Consider the following 17,486-nt stretch of genomic DNA (forward strand, 5'->3'; position numbering starts at 1 on the left):
CCGACGGCGCACCACCCGCGCCCAAGACCGGGCCCATCGCATCGCCACCGAACGCCGACACAACCGCGACGCACGCCTGGCCCGACGTGCCGAGCCCGCCAGCTACACAGGCCCGGCCCCACCCCACCCCAACGACGAGCCACCGCCCTTCTAACCGGCCCCAAAGCCAGCTCTCACCCCGTTCCGAGCTGCGGCTGCGACCGTGAAGTGAAGTCGTCCATCAACGGCGTAGATGAGGTCGTGATCATGAGGAACGTTGCCCGGGCCGCGGTGATCGGCGTTCTCGCCGCCGCTGGATCGTTGGTGGCTGCGCCGGTAGCCAAAGCTGACATCGATTTCGCATGCAGGCCAGGATGCTGGGGCGCAATCGCCGCATCGCCCTCGACCGGCGAAGAAGCAATCCGGCTCAACTATCGGACTCGAAACCAAGCGGAGGACGCAGCCGTCTTGTGGTGCGACGTCGAGGGCAAGGCGAACGACTGTCAGCTGGTCACGTCGGGACTGGGCTGTCTCTCGCTCGCGTCGAGCAGCGACGGGAAAACGTTCGCGGGGGGAGTCGCGTTCACCCAAGATGCGGCCGATGCGGCGGCCTTGAACGGTGCGCCACCCGGGTCGACGATCGACCTCCGCGACTGCAACGGCTGAGGTAGCAACGGGCCGGTCCGATCCCTGCTGCGTTCCAGCTTCGCGGATAGATCGCAATGCGCGGTAACCTCATTCTCGAAGCGCAACCATTGCGCATCGGAAAGGGACGAAGCGCTCATGGCCGACCCCGGCGAGGAAGCTGAAGTAACGCGCGCCGACCGGTTTATCAAGACGGCCGTCGCGATCCTGGGCGAAACCGGACGCACCGACTTCACCGTGCAGGAGGTCGTCGCGCGCTCGAAGACGTCGCTGCGGGCCTTCTATCAACATTTCAGCAGCAAGGACGAGCTGCTGCTCGCGCTGTTCGACAGGACCATCGCCCAATCGGCACAGGCCTGGCGCGCCGAGACCACCGGACTGGACAGCACCGCCGCGCTGAAACTCGTGGTCGACCGCATCAGCGAACAACCGGAATCGAGCACCCAGGACAGCCTCAACAGGGCGCTGAACCTCTATAACCAGCATCTGGCCGAGACCCGTCCCCGCGAATACGCCCGCGTGCTCTCCCCATTGCACCAACTGATTCGCGACATCGTGGGGCAGGGCATCACCGAGGGGGCCTTCAACCCGGGCCTGGATGTCGGTGCCGCCGCCGCGATCGTCATGCAGACGATGGTGGGTGCGCAGCGATTGCATTGGCTGGGCAGCGAATTGAACGGGACACCGATCGACGCCGGCCAGCTGTACGACTTCTGCAGCCGCGCGCTTGGCATCCGGGACACCGACGAGGTGTCCGACGCGCCCTCGCTGGCCGAACTGTTCGCCCAGATCGGCATGCGGCCGGGTACGCGCAACGGCGAATTCGCAATGACGATGCCGGTCAGCCCCCAGGTGGTCAACACTTCCGGGGCGCTTCAGGGCGGGTTGATCGCCACGCTCGTCGACGTGGCGGGTGGACAGTTCGGACTGGATTATCTGCCGCCGGGCACCACGATGACGACCGCCGACCTGTTCGTCCGCTACCTGCGGCCAGTCCGGCAGGGCTCGGCATTCGCCGTGCCGCGGATGCTGCGGTCCGGCCGGCGGGCGATGGTCATGCAAGTCGACATATACGGCGACGGCGACGACGATCTCCTCGCGACGGCGACCGTAAACTTCGCTGTGATCAACGGAGCGACACCGAAGCTCCCCACCTGGCCCGACGCTTGAGCGGTCCGGGGCGGCCGCAAGGCCGGGTACACCTCGGCGCACAGAAGTGGTAACGTCATTACCGCCTACAGAGAACCCCAGACTTCTTCAAGGAGATCGCCATGCCGTCTCGCGAACTTTCCTTCCCCGTGTTCGACGCGGACAACCACATGTACGAGCCTCAGGAGGCGCTGACCAAGTTCCTCCCGGACAAGCGCAAGAACGTGATCGACTACGTGCAGGTTCGTGGTCGCACCAAGATCGTCGTGCGTGGCCACATCAGCGAATACATCCCCAACCCGACGTTCGAAGTGGTGGCCCGGCCGGGTGCGCAGGAGGAGTACTTCCGCCACGGCAGCGGCGGCAAGAGCTACCGCGAGGTGCTGGGCGAGCCGATGAAGGCCATCCCCGCGTTCCGCGAACCGGGCCCACGGCTGGAGGTCATGGACGAGCTCGGCATTGACTACGCCCTGATGTTTCCGACGCTGGCCAGCCTGGTCGAAGAGCGCATGAAAGACGACCCGGAGATGACCCACGACGTCATCCACGCGCTCAACGAATGGATGCACGAGACCTGGTCGTTCAACTACAAGGACCGCATCTTCGCCACCCCGGTGATCACCCTGCCCATCGTCGACCGGGCGCTGGAAGAACTTCAGTGGTGCCTGGAGCGGGGCGCCCGCACCGTGCTGGTCCGCCCGGCGCCGGTGCCCGGCTACCGCGGCAGCCGGTCGTTCGGCCTCGAGGAATTCGACCCGTTCTGGCAGGCCTGCATCAAAGCCGAGATCCCGGTCTCGATGCACGCCTCCGACAGCGGATACGCCGAGTTGCTGAACGTGTGGGAACCCGGTGACGAGTTCCTGCCCTTCAAACCGACCGCCTTCCGGTCGCTGGCGACGGGCCATCGGCCGATCGAAGACGCGATGGGAGCGTTGGTCTGCCACGGGGCGCTGTCCCGTAACCCCGAGTTGCGCATCCTGTCCATCGAAAACGGCGCGGACTGGGTGCCGAACCTGTTCAAGGGCCTCAAGGGCGTCTACAAGAAGATGCCGAACGCGTTCAGCGAGGACCCGATCGAGGCGTTCAAGCGTTGCGTGTACATCACCCCGTTCTGGGAGGACCGGTTCAGCGAAATCGTCAAGATGGTGGGCACCGACCGGGTGATGTTCGGATCCGACTGGCCGCACCCCGAGGGCCTGAAGGACCCCATCACCTTCGTCGACGAGCTCAAGGACTTCGACCAGGAAGACGTCGAAAAGATCATGGGCGGCAACCTGATGAAGGTGATGAAGGTTTCCGCTCCCGCGAAGAAACCAGTCTCAGCCTGATCGGAAATCGGGTCAGTCGGCACCGCTCCCGGGCGGCAACGCCGCATCCCGAGCAAACACGGGATCAGGCGTTTTCCGGCTTCGTGTGCCGGACGGCGATCTGGTCGACCCTTCGGCCGAACAGATCGCCGTCCGGCCGCCCGCATCTCGCCGGTCCACAACCTGAGGTGGCCTACCGCGCCTTCCAGCAAAGGAGCCGGCACCCGAGCTCTGTGGCCGTTAGCAAACTGTTGCATTGGGAACCTGACACGCGTTGATAATCTGATTGACGGCGTATGACGAATCCGTCGGCGCGTTGACCTGGTTTTTCGATTCGGAGGGACGGCCATATGGTGGCCGAGAAGGACTGGGACAAGACCGTGGGCGCGGCCGACGACGTGCGGCGCACCTTCGAGAACGTCCCCGCACTGCTGGTCGGCCTGGAGGGGCCCGATCACCGCTTTGTCGCGGTCAACGCGGCTTACCGCGCACTCAGTACGGCACTTGACCCCATCGGGCTGCTTGCGCGGGAGGTTTTTCCCGAGCTGGAGAGCCAGCAGATCTTCCAGATGTTCGACCAGGTGTATCAAACGGGCGAGCCACAGTCGGGCGCAGAGTGGCGGGTGCAGGCTGACTTCGACGGCTCGGGGGGAGCACAGGAACATTTCTTCGACTTTGTCGTCTCACCCCGCCGCCGGGAAGACGGAACGATCGAGGGCATCCAGCTCCTCTTTGAGGACGTCACACAACGGGTGGTGGCCCGGCTGGCCACCGAGGCGCGCATGGAGGAGCTGTCCGAGCGGTACCGCAACGTCCGCGACTCAGCCATCGTCATGCAGCAGGCATTGCTGGCACCTTCCGTGCCGGTCGTTCCCGGCGCCGACATCGCCGCGGAGTACCTCGTCGCCGCGGAGGACACCGCGGCCGGTGGCGACTGGTTCGACGCGATAGCCCTCGGGGATCGATTGGTTCTAGTCGTCGGCGATGTCGTCGGCCATGGCGTCGAAGCCGCGGCGGTGATGTCGCAGTTGCGCACCGCCCTGCGGATGCGGATCTCGATGGGCGACACCATCGTCGAAGCGCTCGAGGCAGTCGATCGCTTCCGTGAGCACGTGCCCGGGTCGAAGTCGGCCACCTTGTGTGTCGGTTCGCTCGACTTCGCCACGGGCGAATTTCAGTACTGCACCGCCGGACACCCGCCGCCGCTGCTGCTGAGCGCCGACGGGAAGTCGCGGTATGCGGAGCCGTCCGGGGCCGGTCCGCTCGGCAGCGGCACCGGATTCCCGGTGCGCACCGAGGTCCTCGATGTGGGCGACTCGGTCCTGCTGTACTCCGACGGCCTGATCGAGCGTCCCGGGCGGCCCCTTCAGGCCAGCACCGCAGAATTCGCCGACTTGGCCGCGAAGATCGCCGGTGGCGGTCGCGGCTTTGTCATAGACGCTCCGTCCCGGCCCATCGACCGGATCTGTTCGGAGACACTGGAATTGCTGCTCCGCTCGTCGGGCTACAACGACGACGTCACATTGCTTGCGGCGCAACGGCGCACACCGCCGCCACCGCTGCACATGACGCTGGATGCGACGATCCACGCGGCACGCGCGATTCGCGCCCGGTTTCGTCAGTGGCTGTCGGAGATCGGCGCCGACCCCGACGACATCTGTGACGTTGTGCATGCGGTCTCGGAGTTCGTCGAAAACGCGGTCGAGCACGGATACGCCACGGATGTTGCAAATGGGCTCGTCGTCGAGGCCGCACTGACCGGCGATGGCAACCTGCACGCCTCGGTGACCGACCACGGAAAGTGGAAGGACTACCGCGAAGGCGGGCGGGGCCGCGGGCGCGGACTTGCGATGGCCGAGGCCTTGGTGTCCGAGGCGCGGGTCGCGCATGGTGCCCGGGGGACGACGTCCAGTCTTACGCACCGCCTGTCGCGACCGGCGAACTTCGTCACCGACACGATGATCGGCCGGGCAATCTACCAGCGGCCGGTCAACTCCGAATTCGTCTCGCTGATCAGCGATGACGGCCGCATCGTCGTCAGCGGCGACGTCGATTCCAGCACCGCAGCTACCCTGGACCGCCAGATCGCGGTCGAAAGCCGTTCCGGTATTGCACCTTTGACGATCGACCTCAGCGGAGTCACCCACCTCGGATCGGCCGGCGTCAGCGCGCTGGCCGCGGCCCGCGACCGGGCGCGCCTACAGGGCGGCGAGTGTGTGCTGATAGCCCCCCCGGGGAGCCCGGCGCATCATGTCTTGTCACTCGTACAGATGCCCGTTGCCAGCGGCGACACCGAGAACGTCTTCGCCGAAGACTAGGTCAGCCCGCCCGGCCGTGCCGCACCTGATTGAACGGCACCCCGCGGTCGGCGGCGTATTCGCGCGGGAACCCCAGCACCCGCTCACCGATGACGTTGCGGGCCATTTCCGTGGTGCCGCCGCCGATGGCGACGGTCTGGCGGGACAGGTATCGCAGTCCGGTCTCCAGTCCTTGGCCGATCTCCCCCACCACGCCGGCGGCTCCGGAAATCGCCAGCGCCGTGTCCATATCCAGCGTCACGGTCTCGGAGTGGAACAGCCTGATGAGCGTGCCGGCGGCCGGTGGCAACACCCCATCCCTGACACTGCGGTACACGTGATCGATCAGTTGCTCGGCCACCGCGCGCTGCACCAGCACCCGGCCGGCGATCTCCTGCACGCGTTCGTTGTCGGCCTGCCCCGTTTTTTCCGCAAGCCCAACGTAATCAACGGGATTCGCGTTGCCACCCTCGCTGCCGCTGCCGCTGGCGAACTCCGAGCCCTGCCCGACCGCCCGGCGTTCGTGATACAGCTGCCGCGACGCCACCGCCCAGCCGCGATTGACCTCGCCGACAACGGCGTCATCGCCGACGTCCACCCCGTCCAGGAACTCTTCGCAGAACTCGGTGGAACCGCTCAGCATGGTGATGTGGCGCAATGTGATTCCCGGATGATCGATCGGGACCAGGAACATGGTCAGCCCTTCGTGCTTGGGCACGTCCCAGTCGGTGCGGGCCAGGCACAGTCCGTAGTCCGCGGCGAACGCACTGGTGCTCCAGGTCTTGGCGCCGTTGATAATCCACCGGTCACCCCGCCGCTCGGCCCGGGTGATGACACCGGCCAGATCCGATCCGCCGCTGGGTTCGCTCAACAGCTGCACCAGCACCTCATCGCCGCGCAGGGCGGCGGCGACGTGCCGCTTCTTCTGGTCCTCCGTGCCGGTGTCGAGCAGCGTGGCGCAGCAGATGGTGAACGTGGGGATGTTGAGGATCAGCGGCATCTCGTAGGTGAGGCTTTCGGAGTCGAACGCCTTCTGGTATTCGTAATCCAGGCCCCGGCCGCCGTACTCGCGCGGGAAGCAGATGCCGGCGAATCCCCCTTCATAGAGCCGCTTTTGCAGTTCTCGGGCCCTTTTCCAGGATCGTTCGGCGTCGCGCGGCGCGGGCGGCGGCGACTCCGGGTTGATGGCAGGCATGTTGTCCGCCAACCACACTCGCGCCCGAGCGGCAAACTCGGCAACCGATTCGGTGCCGGATGCGGCGGGCGTCATCTGGTGCCCGACATCGAACGGCTCGCCCTCTCCGCCTCGTACACGCGACGGTTGTGCTCCTCGGGCGTGCCGAACATGGAGCGGTACAACGTGACCCGCCTCAGGTAGAGGTGCAGGTCGTGCTCCCAGGTGACACCAATTCCGCCGTGCATTTGCACGCAGGCCTGAACGATCCGGCCGGCCATCTCGCCGACGTAGGACTTGGCGACGCTGGCCGACCAGCCCACCGTGGGTGAGCGCGCGGCGACGTCGGCAACCGCCGCGGACGTGGTGGCACGGCACGCTTCCAGCCACAGCTTCATATCGGCGAACCCGTGCTTGAGGGCCTGGTACGACGCCAGCGGACGGCCGAATGTGTGCCGGTCCAGCGCCCATTGAACGGTGAAGTCGAACACCGTTTGCAGGATGCCGACCACCTCGGCGCACTGCAGCACCTGGGCGATTTGGCTCTGCCGCTCGATCAGCGCTGCGGTATCGGCTGCGCTGCCGACGACCGCGGACCGCTCCACGACCACGCCGTCGAATTGCACCCGCGCGTACTGCTTGATCAGGTCGACTGACTGCTGCGGCGCTATCCCGACGCCCGGCGCGTCCGTCGGGACGAGGAACTGACGAATCTCGTCACCACATCGCGCCACCACCAGCAGCACCGCACTCTGGGCGCCGGCTTCGACGCGGTCCTTGGTGCCGTCGATCCGGAAGCCGGTATCGGTCTGGGTGGCGGTCACCGACGGATCCAGCGGAGCCCACCCCCGGCCGGGCTCGGAAACCGCCCACGACGCCACCGTTTCACCGGACATCAGCGCCTCGATGGTGGCGGCGTGCGACTGCGGGTCTGCGCAGTCGACGAGCGCCGCGAGCACGACGCTGACCGGGTACAACGGCCCGGGCGCCACCGTCTTGCCGATTTGTTCGGCGACCATTGCCAGATCCTTGACACCGCTGCCCGAGACGCTCCCGCCGCCCAAATCCTCCGGAACGAGCAGAGCCGTCCACCCGAGCTCAGCGGCACGCTGCCACCATGCCGGGTCGAAGGACACTCCCTCGGCATGCAGTTCCCGGACGCGGCCCAGCGGCGCTTCTTTTTGCAGAAAGGCTTGGGTTGTCGAGGCGAATAGTATCTTTTCGGGAGAGTCGACAGCGGTCATGATGCCGGGACGTTCCGTGGCATCGGGTCGCCGCTGCCACGGATGCAGGGGAGAAGGTTTGGGTGGTTGGTCATCCGCCTGATCGGCCCTCGTCGGAGTTCGCTGGAGACTCTGATGTTAGCAATGAGCGATACGGTAAGAGATACCGGAGTTCAGTCGATAATGATGTTGACGGACGGTAAACGCGATGGCTGAGGCTAAAGAACCGCCGGAGGATCCGGACACATCGAACGCCGACGCGATGGCGTTGGTCGAAGAAGCTGAGGCAGAAGCTGCCGCAGCCGAGGCAATGGCCGCCGCCGCACAGGCACGCGCGCACGCCGCCCGGGTGCGACGTGAAGCGCTGGGCCTGCCCGACCCCGCCGAGGATTACGGTGACGAAGAGGAGTACGGCGAGGATTACGACGAGTCGGATGACGAGGAGTACGACGAAGGTTACGACGAGTCCGATGACGAGGAGTCGGTAGCAGAGCCGACCAGGTGGCGACGCTGGATGCCGTCGCTTTACACGATTGCCGCGCTGGCCGCGGTCATCATCATCTGCGCGTTCGCCGGGCTCAGCGCATGCATGGTGCGCCAGCATCGCGAGGCCACCGAGCAGCGCCAGCGGGAAGCGGCTTTCGTCGGCGGCGCCAAGCAAGGCGTCATCAACATGATCTCTTTGGACTACAACAAAGCCAAAGAAGACGTCCAGCGCGTGATCGACGGCTCCACCGGTCAATTCAAAGACGACTTCCAGCAGCGGGCCAACGATGTCATATCGGTTGTCACGCAGTCGAAAGCGGTGACCGAAGGAACCGTGAACGCGGCCGCTCTCGAGTCCATCGACGAAAATTCGGCAGTGGTGTTGGTGTCGGCGACATCACAGATCACCAATTCCCCACCCGGGAAGGACGAACCACCACGAATGTGGCGGCTCCGAGTGACCGTTGCCGAAGTCGGCGGGCAGTACAAGATGTCGAAAGTTGAGTACGTAACGTGACCGACGATCTGCACGACATCGATTCGGCCGCAACGGAAGACACGAGCGAGGGCGACGATTCGCTGACCGAAGAGACCCTCGGCGACGAGGCAGAGACCGACTCCCCCGATGAACGGCCGCGACGTGGCCTGCTGCGCGTGCTGCGCAGAATCGTTCCCATAGTCCTGGTCCCGCTCCTGCTGATCTCGGGCGGTGTGGCCACGTGGCTGTACTTCAAGCAGTACCGGCCCGATCAACAGACCGACGCCGGCGTCTCGCGGGCGGTGGCCAGCGCGGCGTCTGACGGAACGACGGCGTTGCTGTCATATTCGTCCGACTCACTCGACAAGGACTTCGCCGCCGCCAGGTCGCACCTCGCCGGGGACTTCCTGTCCTATTATGACCAATTCACTCAGCAAAGCGTGGCTCCGGTAGCCAAGCAGAAGTCGATGAAAACCACCGCCCGCGTGACGGGCGCCGCGGTGTCGGAGCTGCATCCCGATTCGGCCGTCGTTCTCGTTTTCGTCGATCAGACCACCACGAGCAAGGACAGCCCCCAGCCGGCCGTCGCGGTTACCAGCGCGCTGGTGCACCTGACCAGGGTCAACGGCAACTGGCTGATCACCAAGTTCACGCCGGTCTAGAACCGCCTACATAGCGAACACGCGGCGAAGCGTCTGCGCGTGCAGGGCCCGGTTTTCCTGGGAGACAACCCAATCCGGTACCAGCGAATCAAAGCCGTTGAATGTGGCTGCAATAACGTGTAATTCGGTGTGGACGTAGGCATGCAGGAGTCGGTTGGCATAGTCGATGGCTTCGTCGCGGCACGGGTCGATCTCGGAGCAGCTGACGAACGTGGGCGGCAGCCCCTCCAGGTTCGCCCGGTGCGCGGGGACGTGTTGACCGCTCGCCGTCGCGTGGCCGAGGTAATGGCTCCACGCCCGGCTGACAGCGGGACCGTTGAGGCCCGGCGTGCGCTGAAACTCGCGTCGCGACTGCGTGGCGTCGGAATCGAGCATCGGCTGGTGCAGGATCTGCACCAGGATCTGCGGGCCCTCCTCGTCGAACATGCGCTGGGTCAGGCCCGCGATCAGTGCCGCACCCGCGTCCCGGCCCATCACCGCGATTCGCCCGGCATCGGCGTCCAGTCCGGCGCAGTTCTCGACGGCGTAGCGGAAGGCCGCTTCGACGTCGTCCAGTGCCGCCGGACATGGATTGTCGGGCGCCAGCCGGTAGTCGACCGATACCAGTAGGCAGCCGGCGGCACGGGCCAGCTCCACGCAATGCGCGTGATCGGTGTCCAGGTTTCCGGTCACGAAGCCACCGCCGTGGGCGTAGATCACCAGGGGTGCCGGGGATTCGGTCCGGCCGCGATACAGCCGTAAGCCGAGCTGCCGGCCGTCCGGACCGACGATGGATCGCGATTCGACGGTGACGCCGTCGGTGTCGACCGCCGCGGCCCGCTGGGCGGCCAACAGGTTCGCGCGTTCCCGCTCGGAGGACAGCGTCTCGGCGCGGAATTCGACGATGCCCAACTCGATCGCAGCCTCCCGAAGCACCGGGTCGATGCGATTGAGGCCCTGCGGCCGTGTCAGATTCGTTTGTGTCATATCCTCTCATCTTCCGGGCTCATCGTGCGGGCTCGGCTCCAGGCCCAGCACGGGGCCGGGCGGGAAGCCCCCTTCAAGGTAGACCTGCGATTCCATGTGGTGAAAGATGCGGTACCCCTCGCCACGAGGCGTCAGCAGCCAGGTGGCAGCTCGTCGAGGGCGCAACGAATCGCCGCTTGGGCACCCGCTGATCACCGCCCCGTCGACAAGCGCCCTATCAATCCCAAAATCAATACTGTGCCCGTTACGGTAACCACTACAACCCGTTGGGCTTCGTTGCTATTTATATTATGATAGCGATATTCCCCTCGGTACGAACCCGCTTTACCGGCTGCTCAGGAGGAGCGCTGATGACGCTCAGCACCGACCACTCGGATCCCAGTGGCCAGCCCGTGGCCCTCGACCTCACCGGTGAAACCAGTCCCTATCCGTTCTTCGAATACATGCGGCGCACCGATCCGGTCTGGCACGGTTCGCTGGCGGACCACTCCCAGATGCCGGAGGAGCTGCGGCCCAACGACGAGTGGGTCTTGTTCGGTTACGACGCCCTATTCCAGGCGTTCCGCGACGACCGCGTCTTCACTTCGGCGAAATACGACAAGTCCATCGGATTGGTGATGGGTCACACCATCCTGGCGATGGGCGGCAAGGAACACCACGACCACCGCAGCCTGGTGGCCAAGGCTTTCCGAGCCACCGCGCTGGAACGCTGGGAGCCGTCGGTCATCGGGCCGGTCTGCGATCAGCTGATCGACGAAATCAAAAACGACGGTCACGGCGACCTGGTAAAGGCGCTGACATTCGAGTTTCCGACGAGGATCATCTCCGTACTGCTCGGACTGCCCCATGAGGATCTCGACCTCTTCCGGAGGCTGTCGCTTGACCTCATCTCGATTCCGACCGACATCATGGCCGGGCTGAACGCGGCGGCAGAGCTGCACGGTTACTTCCTCGACCAGGTCGAGCAACGGCGCCGCAAACCCACCGACGACATCATCGGCGACCTGTTCGCCGCCGAGATCGACGGCGAGAAGCTCACCGACGAGGCCATCATCGCGTTCTTGCGGCTGCTGCTGCCGGCCGGGCTGGAGACCACCTATCGCTCGTCGGGCAACCTGCTGTACCTGCTGCTGACCCATCCCGAGCAGCTGGCGATGGTCCAGCAGGACCGGTCACTGATCCCGGCCGCGATCGAAGAGGGCCTCCGGGTTGAAACGCCACTGACGATGGTCATGCGGACCACCACCCAAGATATCGAGATAGACGGCAAGACAATCCCGGCCGACGCACAGGTCGACATGTGTATGGGCTCGGCCAACCGCGACGAAAGCCGTTGGCCCGACCCCAATAGGTTCGACATCCACCGCCCCCGCCACGCCCACATCGCGTTCGCGGCCGGTATCCACATGTGCCTCGGCATGCACCTGGCACGGCTGGAAACGCGGGTCATGTTGAACAGCCTGTTCGACCGGGTCAAGGATCTGGCGTTTGTGCCCGACGACGGTACCGGCGAAGAGTCCAAGATCGTCGGCCTGACCTTCCGGTCGCCGAACAAGCTTCCGGTCACGTTCGCCCCAGCCGTATGAGAAGCCGCGCGGCGATCCTGCACGACGTCGGCGGGCCGTGGTCTGTCGAGGAATTCGAGCTGGACCCGCCCCGCGCCGGCGAAGTGTTGGTGCAAATGGCCGCCGCCGGGTTGTGCCATTCCGACGACCACATACTCAAAGGCGACATGTCGGCGCCTAACGAGGTGATGCGTTCCCTCGGGCTGCCGACCATGTTCCCGACGATCGGCGGCCACGAGGGTTCCGGCATCGTGCGTGAAGTCGGCGGCGGCGTCACCGATTTCGCGCCGGGCGATCACGTGGTGATGTCGTTCGTCGCCGTGTGCGGTCAGTGCCGCTGGTGTGCAAGCGGAATCGAGTACCTCTGCGACGTCGGCATCGGCACCATGGTCCCGGGAATGCCCACCGACGGCACATTCCGCCACCACACCGCCGACGGCCGGAAACTGGGCCACATCGCCAAGGTCGGCGCCTTCGCCGAACACACCGTGGTATCGACGAACTCGCTCGTGAAGATCGAGCCGCACCTGCCGCTGGCGCCGAGCGCGCTGCTGTCGTGCGCCATCCCGACCGGCTACGGTTCCGTCGCAAACCGATCCAACATGCGCGCCGGCGATACCGTCGTCGTGATCGGTGTCGGTGGGATCGGCACGGGCGCGATCCAGGGCGCCCGGATCAACGGCGCCGCGCAAATCGTCGCCGTCGATCCCGTTGACTTCAAACAGAAATCGGCATTGCAGTTCGGCGCGACGCACAGCGTCGCGACAATCGCCGAGGCGCTTGACCTGGTACGCGGTCTGACCTACGGGGTGATGGCCGACGCTGTGGTGGTCTCGCCGTCCTTGATCACCGCCGACGATGTTCGCGACGCGGTGCAGCTCACCCGCAAGGGCGGGACCTGCGTGCTCACCGGCATGACCTCGCAGTTGACCCGGTCGGTCAAGATCGACCTGCAGGACTTCATCCTGATGAACAAGACGTTGGCGGGCACCATATTCGGCTCGTGCAATCCGAAGGCGGACATTTCCCGGCTGGCCAGGCTCTACCAGACCGGGCAGCTGCAGCTCGATGAGATGATCACCAGGCGTTACCGCCTCGACGACGTCAACGATGCCTACGACGACCTGCTCAACGGCAAAATCATCAGGGGCATCATCGATTTCGGGATCGACTCGGGCCTCACCTGAGGCCCTTGCGGGCCATCACCCGCAGCAGCTGGCCGTACGCGTCGATCGGGCTGTGCAGCGCCAAGCCGCCGTCGGCGTGCACGATTTGGCCCGTCACCCAAGGCAATTCGAGGACGCCCACGATGGCCCCGGCGACGTCGGTGGCTTCGCCCAGGCGGCCGAACGCTGTCCGCTCGGACAGGCCTTCCACCCAGCCGGGAAGTTGTTCCGGTTTGGCCAGCATCGGCGTCCGCGTGACGCCGGGCCCAACGGCGTTTACCCGGATGCCGTGCACGCCCCATTCCACGGCGGCGACCTTCACCAGCATGTCCACCCCCGCCTTGGACACGCAGTAGGCGCCCATGTCGCGATCTGCGAGGGTGCCGCTGATGCTCGACACCGCAACGATCGAGCCGCCCACCTCGGCGCCCACCATGGCTTGCGCGCCCGCGCGGATGGTCAGCCAGGTGCCGGTGAGGTTGACCGCCAACACCCGTTCCCATTCCGCGGGTGGTTGTTCGAGCAGCATGCCCGAGGCACCGATTCCCGCGCAGGCCACTATCCGGGTGGGCACACCGTGCTCGCGCACGGTCTGTTCCATCGCAGCCGACACCGCGTCGGGATCGCTGACGTCGCAGGCGATATCGGCGCCGGACAGGTCCCACACCACCACGTGGTGACCCGCGTCGCGCAGCCGTGCGGCGACTTCACGCCCGATCCCGGATGCGCCACCGGTCACCAGGGCAGTCATTTCGCGGGCCCGATCAACTCTACGAGTACGCCGTCGGGCGCGGTGATCACCGCCATCGGGACCGTCGTGCCGCCCGGGGCTGGCATGCTGATACGACGGACACCGTCAGCGAAACCCAACGCGGCCAGCGCGGAAAGCGTCTCGTCGACCTCGCGCTGCAGCGATAACAAGAAGAAGCCGTGCCGGGGTCGCCGGGGTGGAGCCGACGCGTCGTCGGCGCCGTCGAAGACCACCAGTTCAACGATGCCGGTGTCGGGTGTCTGCGGATCGCCAAGGAATACCGACCGCAGCCGATCGGTTCTTGCGCCGAAGAGTTCTGGCCAGTCCCCGGTGAAGGTGTGGTTGAACAGTTCGGTGAATCCCAGGCCGTCGCGCCAGAACTCCATCGAGCGTTCGACGTCTGCAGTGCAGATCGCGGCGTGATGAATACCTGGCATAGGCTTCCTCTTCCTTGAGGTTGTCAGAGTGTTTGGCCGGCCCGGACCGCCATTGTCTTGCGATTTTAGAGTGAGTCGTGTGCGCCATTACCTCGGGCGCTCTGACAGCGGCGCTGCCGGACGTCGCACTCTGCGTGGATGATCCTGAGCTGAAAACCGGGAGCATCCGCCATGTCGCGTACGCGTGCAGGCTCATGCCGTTTTGTGGGCCTGCCGCCCGTCGGCGCGAGGTGTCTATTTGCGGCAGTTCGGCGGTGGTAGCTCACCTACTGCGCAGGGCCCGTCAGTTGCCGGCGATCCAGGCCGCTTCCTCGCCGGGCTCGGGCAGGACACGCCCGCCTTCGACGGCGAAACTGGCCGGGCTGCTCTCAAAGACCACGAGGACCCGCTCGGCGGGCACGCCCGCTATCCGGGTCACGGCGCCGGCGATTTCGGTGGCAAGGCGCGTGACCTCGGTTTTGGGGTGACCCTGGCGGATCCAGCCGCTGACGAGCACTGGGCTGGCCGGCACCCCGTCGGTGTAGACGCTGTCGGCGGGCAGTTCGTGAAAAACCACGTTGACATAGGTACTCGGGACGTGATTGATCTCCGAGTGGATGGTCGCAATCTCACCCGCGAGCGCCTTCTTGGTCTGAGCGGACAACGTGGATTCTGTTGTTGTGCAGGCATAGATAGGCACGTTTACTCCTTCTGGGTACGGCGCGGTTCACCCGGTTTGATACGTCACTGAAAGACGTATTTGTCCACCGCCTTCTCGTCCCACTCGAGACCAAGGCCGGGTCCTCGGGGAACTACTTTGCCTTTGTCGGGCAGCAAGGGCTCGGTTAAGACGGCCCCGGCCAGGTCGAGATACTCACACCAGGATGCGGTTGGTGAGCAGGCCATCGTGTGCGCGCTTGCCTCGATGTAGCTATGACTCGACAACGGCAGGGAAGCCGCCTCGGCCTGCCCCGCAGCGGAGATCCAGCCGGTGACACCACCGATCTTCACGATGTCGACCATCGCCAGATCGCTGGCTTTGGCAGCAATGGCGTTTGCCATCCCGCGGGGGAACCACCAGTTCTCGCCGGTTTGGATGGGAACCGGGCGAACGGCCTCACGAACGACGCGGTGGCCGTGCAGATCCTCGGCGCCAACCGGTTCTTCCACCCAGGCCAGGTCAAACTCTTTCAGCCGCAAGATGAGGTCGATGGCGCCTGCTGTCGTCTGCGACTGATTGAGGTCGACCATCAACCCGCGCTTGGGTCCGATCAGCTTCCGGACGGCAGCGACGGTTGCGACTTCATCGGCCACCTCGCCGGCGCCGAGCTTGATCTTGATCGCGTCAAACCCGCTTTCTACCGACGCCTCGAGCAAGGGGAGGTCGGTCTTGATGTCCACCAGCCCGTAGCTGTCGTAGGCAACGAGCGGCTTGACCTCGCCACCGAGCAGCACCGCGACGGGAAGATCGGCCGCCCGTCCAAGCGCATCCCACAGCGCCTGATCGAGCGCACCGATGGCCATGCCGACCACTCCCTGCATGCCCATCAACTTCAACTGCTTATCAAGCTGTCGCATGCGCTCGCGCGGTGAAACCGGCTGTCCGACCAGCGCGGGTGCAACGTCGCGGAGGAACTGCACGAGCGTGCGCAACATGAGGGGCGTGTAGGCGAAGGCATAACTACGCCCGACAATCCCCTCGTTTGTTTGGACGTCAACAAGGACCAGCGGCGCAGCGGGAACGTCACCCGCCGCGGTGCGGAGCGGCCTTGACATTGGCACCAGCACCGCGCGCGCCGCAATTGAATCGATGGTGAGCTTGTGAAACATAGATCGCTACGACCTTGCCTTCGCTCGGACTGGCCAAGTCCCCGTTACTGAGATTCGCTTATGACAGCTATCCCAGATGCGCGGCCTGCGCTTTGGTCGGCACGACGATCACGGTGGGCCCGTCGGCCTTCAGCGCGGCATTGAATTCGTGGGCTAATTTTTCGCAGCTGTCGACGTTGACCGCGCGGCACCCGAAACCTGTTGCGAGCGAGGCGATGTCGAGGCCTGGCAAGTCAAGCGCCGGCACGCCGGGCGTCTTTTCCAATACCGCGAACGACTTCAGGATCGAGTATTCGCCGTTGCGCATCGCGACGAACACGATCGGTAGCCGGTGTTGGGCGGCGGTGTAGAGCGCCTGCACCGAGTATTGGAACGACCCGTCGCCGATGGTGGCGAGGACGTGGCGCTTGACGCCACGGGCGCGGTCTCCCAGGGCAACGCCCACCGCCGCGGGCAACCCCCAGCCGATACCGCCGCTGGCAGTGGCGAAAAACGACGCCGGCCGGGTGCTGGGCAGGAATCGCAGTTGTTGGGCCATCGTCGACGTCGATTCGGTGACCAACGGCGAATCGGCGGGCGTGACGGTTTTCAAGGTGGACCACACCGCATCCGGCTCCAGTGGTGCCGACCCGGTCACGTCAACCGCGGAGGTGGGCACTTGTCTAGTCGGGACCGCCCGGTCGCTGTGATCATCGACCATGTCCACCAGTTGCTCCAACGCCAGCAGGGTGTCCCCCAGCACGCTGTCACCAACGGGCGCCGCACCAGTCAGTCCCGGATCGGCGGTGATCTGCAGCAGTTCGGTGCCCTCGGGCAGGTACTCGCCAGCCACGTAAGGGTAGTACCGGAAGACCTGCGCCCCGATCACCACAACCAGGTCATGACCCCGCAGCACCTCGGTGATACCGGCGATGGTCATCGGCAGCTGCCCCTGATACAGACGGTGATCCTCGGGGAACGATGCCCGGTCGGGCAGCGGGCCGGCGTACACCGGCGCCCCGACCTTCTCCGCAAATGCCACACCGGCATCCCAGGCCCCGGCGCGATCGACCTCAGGCCCGAACACCAGCAGTGGCCGCTGCGCACCGTTGATGCGCTGGGCGAATCCACGCAGCCGCTCGGCATCCGGGCTGACCCGGTGGCTCACCGTACGTACCACCGCCGGGCCCAACGCCGGTTTCTCCCAGTCGTCAAGCGGGATGGACACAAACACCGGGCCGGCCGGTGGCTGCAGCGCGACCGCGTAGGCGCGCATGATCGCCGCTGGCACGTCCTCGGCGCGCTTGGGCTCATACGCCCACTTCACCCACGGCTGCGGAAACACAGTTTCGTCCTTGTTGGTCAGATATGGCTCGCACAACACCATTTCGCGGGTCTGCTGACCGGCCGTGA

16 protein-coding genes are annotated in these 17,486 nt (G+C 65.4%); 8 read left to right on the forward strand and 8 right to left on the reverse strand.

Features of this window, described 5'->3' with window-relative positions:
- Positions 1-246 precede the first annotated feature (246 nt).
- From ACLP4W_RS26870 to ACLP4W_RS26885, 4 genes are all read left to right on the forward strand, one after another.
- Entirely contained in the window at positions 247-645 is a 399-nt protein-coding gene (locus ACLP4W_RS26870) for a DUF4189 domain-containing protein (RefSeq protein ID WP_442390417.1), read from the forward strand.
- Positions 646-762: 117 nt separating this feature from the next.
- Complete coding sequence (locus tag ACLP4W_RS26875) at positions 763-1,794, forward strand: hotdog fold thioesterase (RefSeq protein WP_442390418.1); 1,032 nt, start codon at positions 763-765, stop codon at positions 1,792-1,794.
- A 101-nt stretch (positions 1,795-1,895) separates the two neighbouring features.
- Positions 1,896-3,101: an amidohydrolase family protein gene (locus ACLP4W_RS26880; protein ID WP_442390419.1), complete on the forward strand. Its 1,206-nt coding sequence runs from the start codon at positions 1,896-1,898 to the stop codon at positions 3,099-3,101.
- 329 nt (positions 3,102-3,430) lie between these two features.
- Positions 3,431-5,398, forward strand: a complete 1,968-nt coding sequence (locus tag ACLP4W_RS26885; RefSeq protein ID WP_442390420.1) for a SpoIIE family protein phosphatase — start codon at positions 3,431-3,433, stop codon at positions 5,396-5,398.
- 1 nt (position 5,399) lies between these two features.
- On the opposite strand, the gene ACLP4W_RS26890 is transcribed toward ACLP4W_RS26885, so the two are convergent.
- The gene (locus tag ACLP4W_RS26890; RefSeq protein ID WP_442390421.1) at positions 5,400-6,647 is read right to left on the reverse strand and encodes an acyl-CoA dehydrogenase family protein; all 1,248 of its coding nucleotides are present in this window, start codon (positions 6,645-6,647) and stop codon (positions 5,400-5,402) included.
- The gene (locus ACLP4W_RS26895; protein ID WP_442390422.1) at positions 6,644-7,795 is read right to left on the reverse strand and encodes an acyl-CoA dehydrogenase family protein; all 1,152 of its coding nucleotides are present in this window, start codon (positions 7,793-7,795) and stop codon (positions 6,644-6,646) included. Before ACLP4W_RS26895 ends, ACLP4W_RS26890 begins: the two co-directional genes overlap by 4 nt.
- A 187-nt stretch (positions 7,796-7,982) precedes the next feature.
- Between ACLP4W_RS26895 and ACLP4W_RS26900 the strand changes: the two genes are divergently transcribed.
- Both ACLP4W_RS26900 and ACLP4W_RS26905 read left to right on the forward strand, forming a co-directional pair.
- Positions 7,983-8,777, forward strand: coding sequence for a hypothetical protein (locus ACLP4W_RS26900; protein ID WP_442390423.1), 795 nt, complete (start codon positions 7,983-7,985; stop codon positions 8,775-8,777).
- Positions 8,774-9,400, forward strand: coding sequence for a hypothetical protein (locus tag ACLP4W_RS26905; protein ID WP_442390424.1), 627 nt, complete (start codon positions 8,774-8,776; stop codon positions 9,398-9,400). The genes ACLP4W_RS26900 and ACLP4W_RS26905 overlap by 4 nt, the downstream gene beginning before the upstream one ends.
- A 6-nt stretch (positions 9,401-9,406) precedes the next feature.
- Here the strand turns inward: ACLP4W_RS26905 and ACLP4W_RS26910 are convergent, their stop codons facing one another.
- Positions 9,407-10,366: an alpha/beta hydrolase gene (locus ACLP4W_RS26910; RefSeq protein ID WP_442390425.1), complete on the reverse strand. Its 960-nt coding sequence runs from the start codon at positions 10,364-10,366 to the stop codon at positions 9,407-9,409.
- A 350-nt stretch (positions 10,367-10,716) separates the two neighbouring features.
- Here ACLP4W_RS26910 and ACLP4W_RS26915 point away from each other — a divergent pair, with 350 nt between their 5' ends.
- Both ACLP4W_RS26915 and ACLP4W_RS26920 read left to right on the forward strand, forming a co-directional pair.
- On the forward strand, positions 10,717-11,952 hold the full coding sequence (locus ACLP4W_RS26915; RefSeq protein ID WP_442390426.1) for a cytochrome P450: 1,236 nt from the start codon (positions 10,717-10,719) through the stop codon (positions 11,950-11,952).
- Complete coding sequence (locus ACLP4W_RS26920; protein ID WP_442390427.1) at positions 11,949-13,118, forward strand: Zn-dependent alcohol dehydrogenase; 1,170 nt, start codon at positions 11,949-11,951, stop codon at positions 13,116-13,118. Before ACLP4W_RS26915 ends, ACLP4W_RS26920 begins: the two co-directional genes overlap by 4 nt.
- Here ACLP4W_RS26920 and ACLP4W_RS26925 read toward each other — a convergent pair.
- The 5 genes from ACLP4W_RS26925 to ACLP4W_RS26945 form a co-directional block, all read right to left on the reverse strand.
- Positions 13,111-13,848, reverse strand: coding sequence for an SDR family NAD(P)-dependent oxidoreductase (locus tag ACLP4W_RS26925; protein ID WP_442390428.1), 738 nt, complete (start codon positions 13,846-13,848; stop codon positions 13,111-13,113). The genes ACLP4W_RS26920 and ACLP4W_RS26925 overlap by 8 nt on opposite strands.
- Positions 13,845-14,285, reverse strand: coding sequence for a VOC family protein (locus tag ACLP4W_RS26930; RefSeq protein ID WP_442390429.1), 441 nt, complete (start codon positions 14,283-14,285; stop codon positions 13,845-13,847). The genes ACLP4W_RS26925 and ACLP4W_RS26930 overlap by 4 nt, the downstream gene beginning before the upstream one ends.
- Before the next feature lie 283 nt (positions 14,286-14,568).
- Positions 14,569-14,964 carry a tautomerase family protein gene (locus ACLP4W_RS26935; RefSeq protein WP_442390430.1) on the reverse strand — a complete coding sequence of 132 codons (396 nt, stop codon included), beginning with the start codon at positions 14,962-14,964 and terminating at the stop codon, positions 14,569-14,571.
- A 44-nt stretch (positions 14,965-15,008) separates the two neighbouring features.
- The gene (locus ACLP4W_RS26940) at positions 15,009-16,094 is read right to left on the reverse strand and encodes an enolase C-terminal domain-like protein (protein WP_442390431.1); all 1,086 of its coding nucleotides are present in this window, start codon (positions 16,092-16,094) and stop codon (positions 15,009-15,011) included.
- 67 nt (positions 16,095-16,161) lie between these two features.
- A partial coding sequence (locus tag ACLP4W_RS26945; RefSeq protein WP_442390432.1) for a thiamine pyrophosphate-dependent enzyme occupies positions 16,162-17,486 on the reverse strand: 1,325 nt, incomplete at its 5' end.

The sequence above is a fragment of the Mycobacterium sp. genome (assembly GCF_052145595.1).
Lineage (GTDB): Bacteria > Actinomycetota > Actinomycetes > Mycobacteriales > Mycobacteriaceae > Mycobacterium.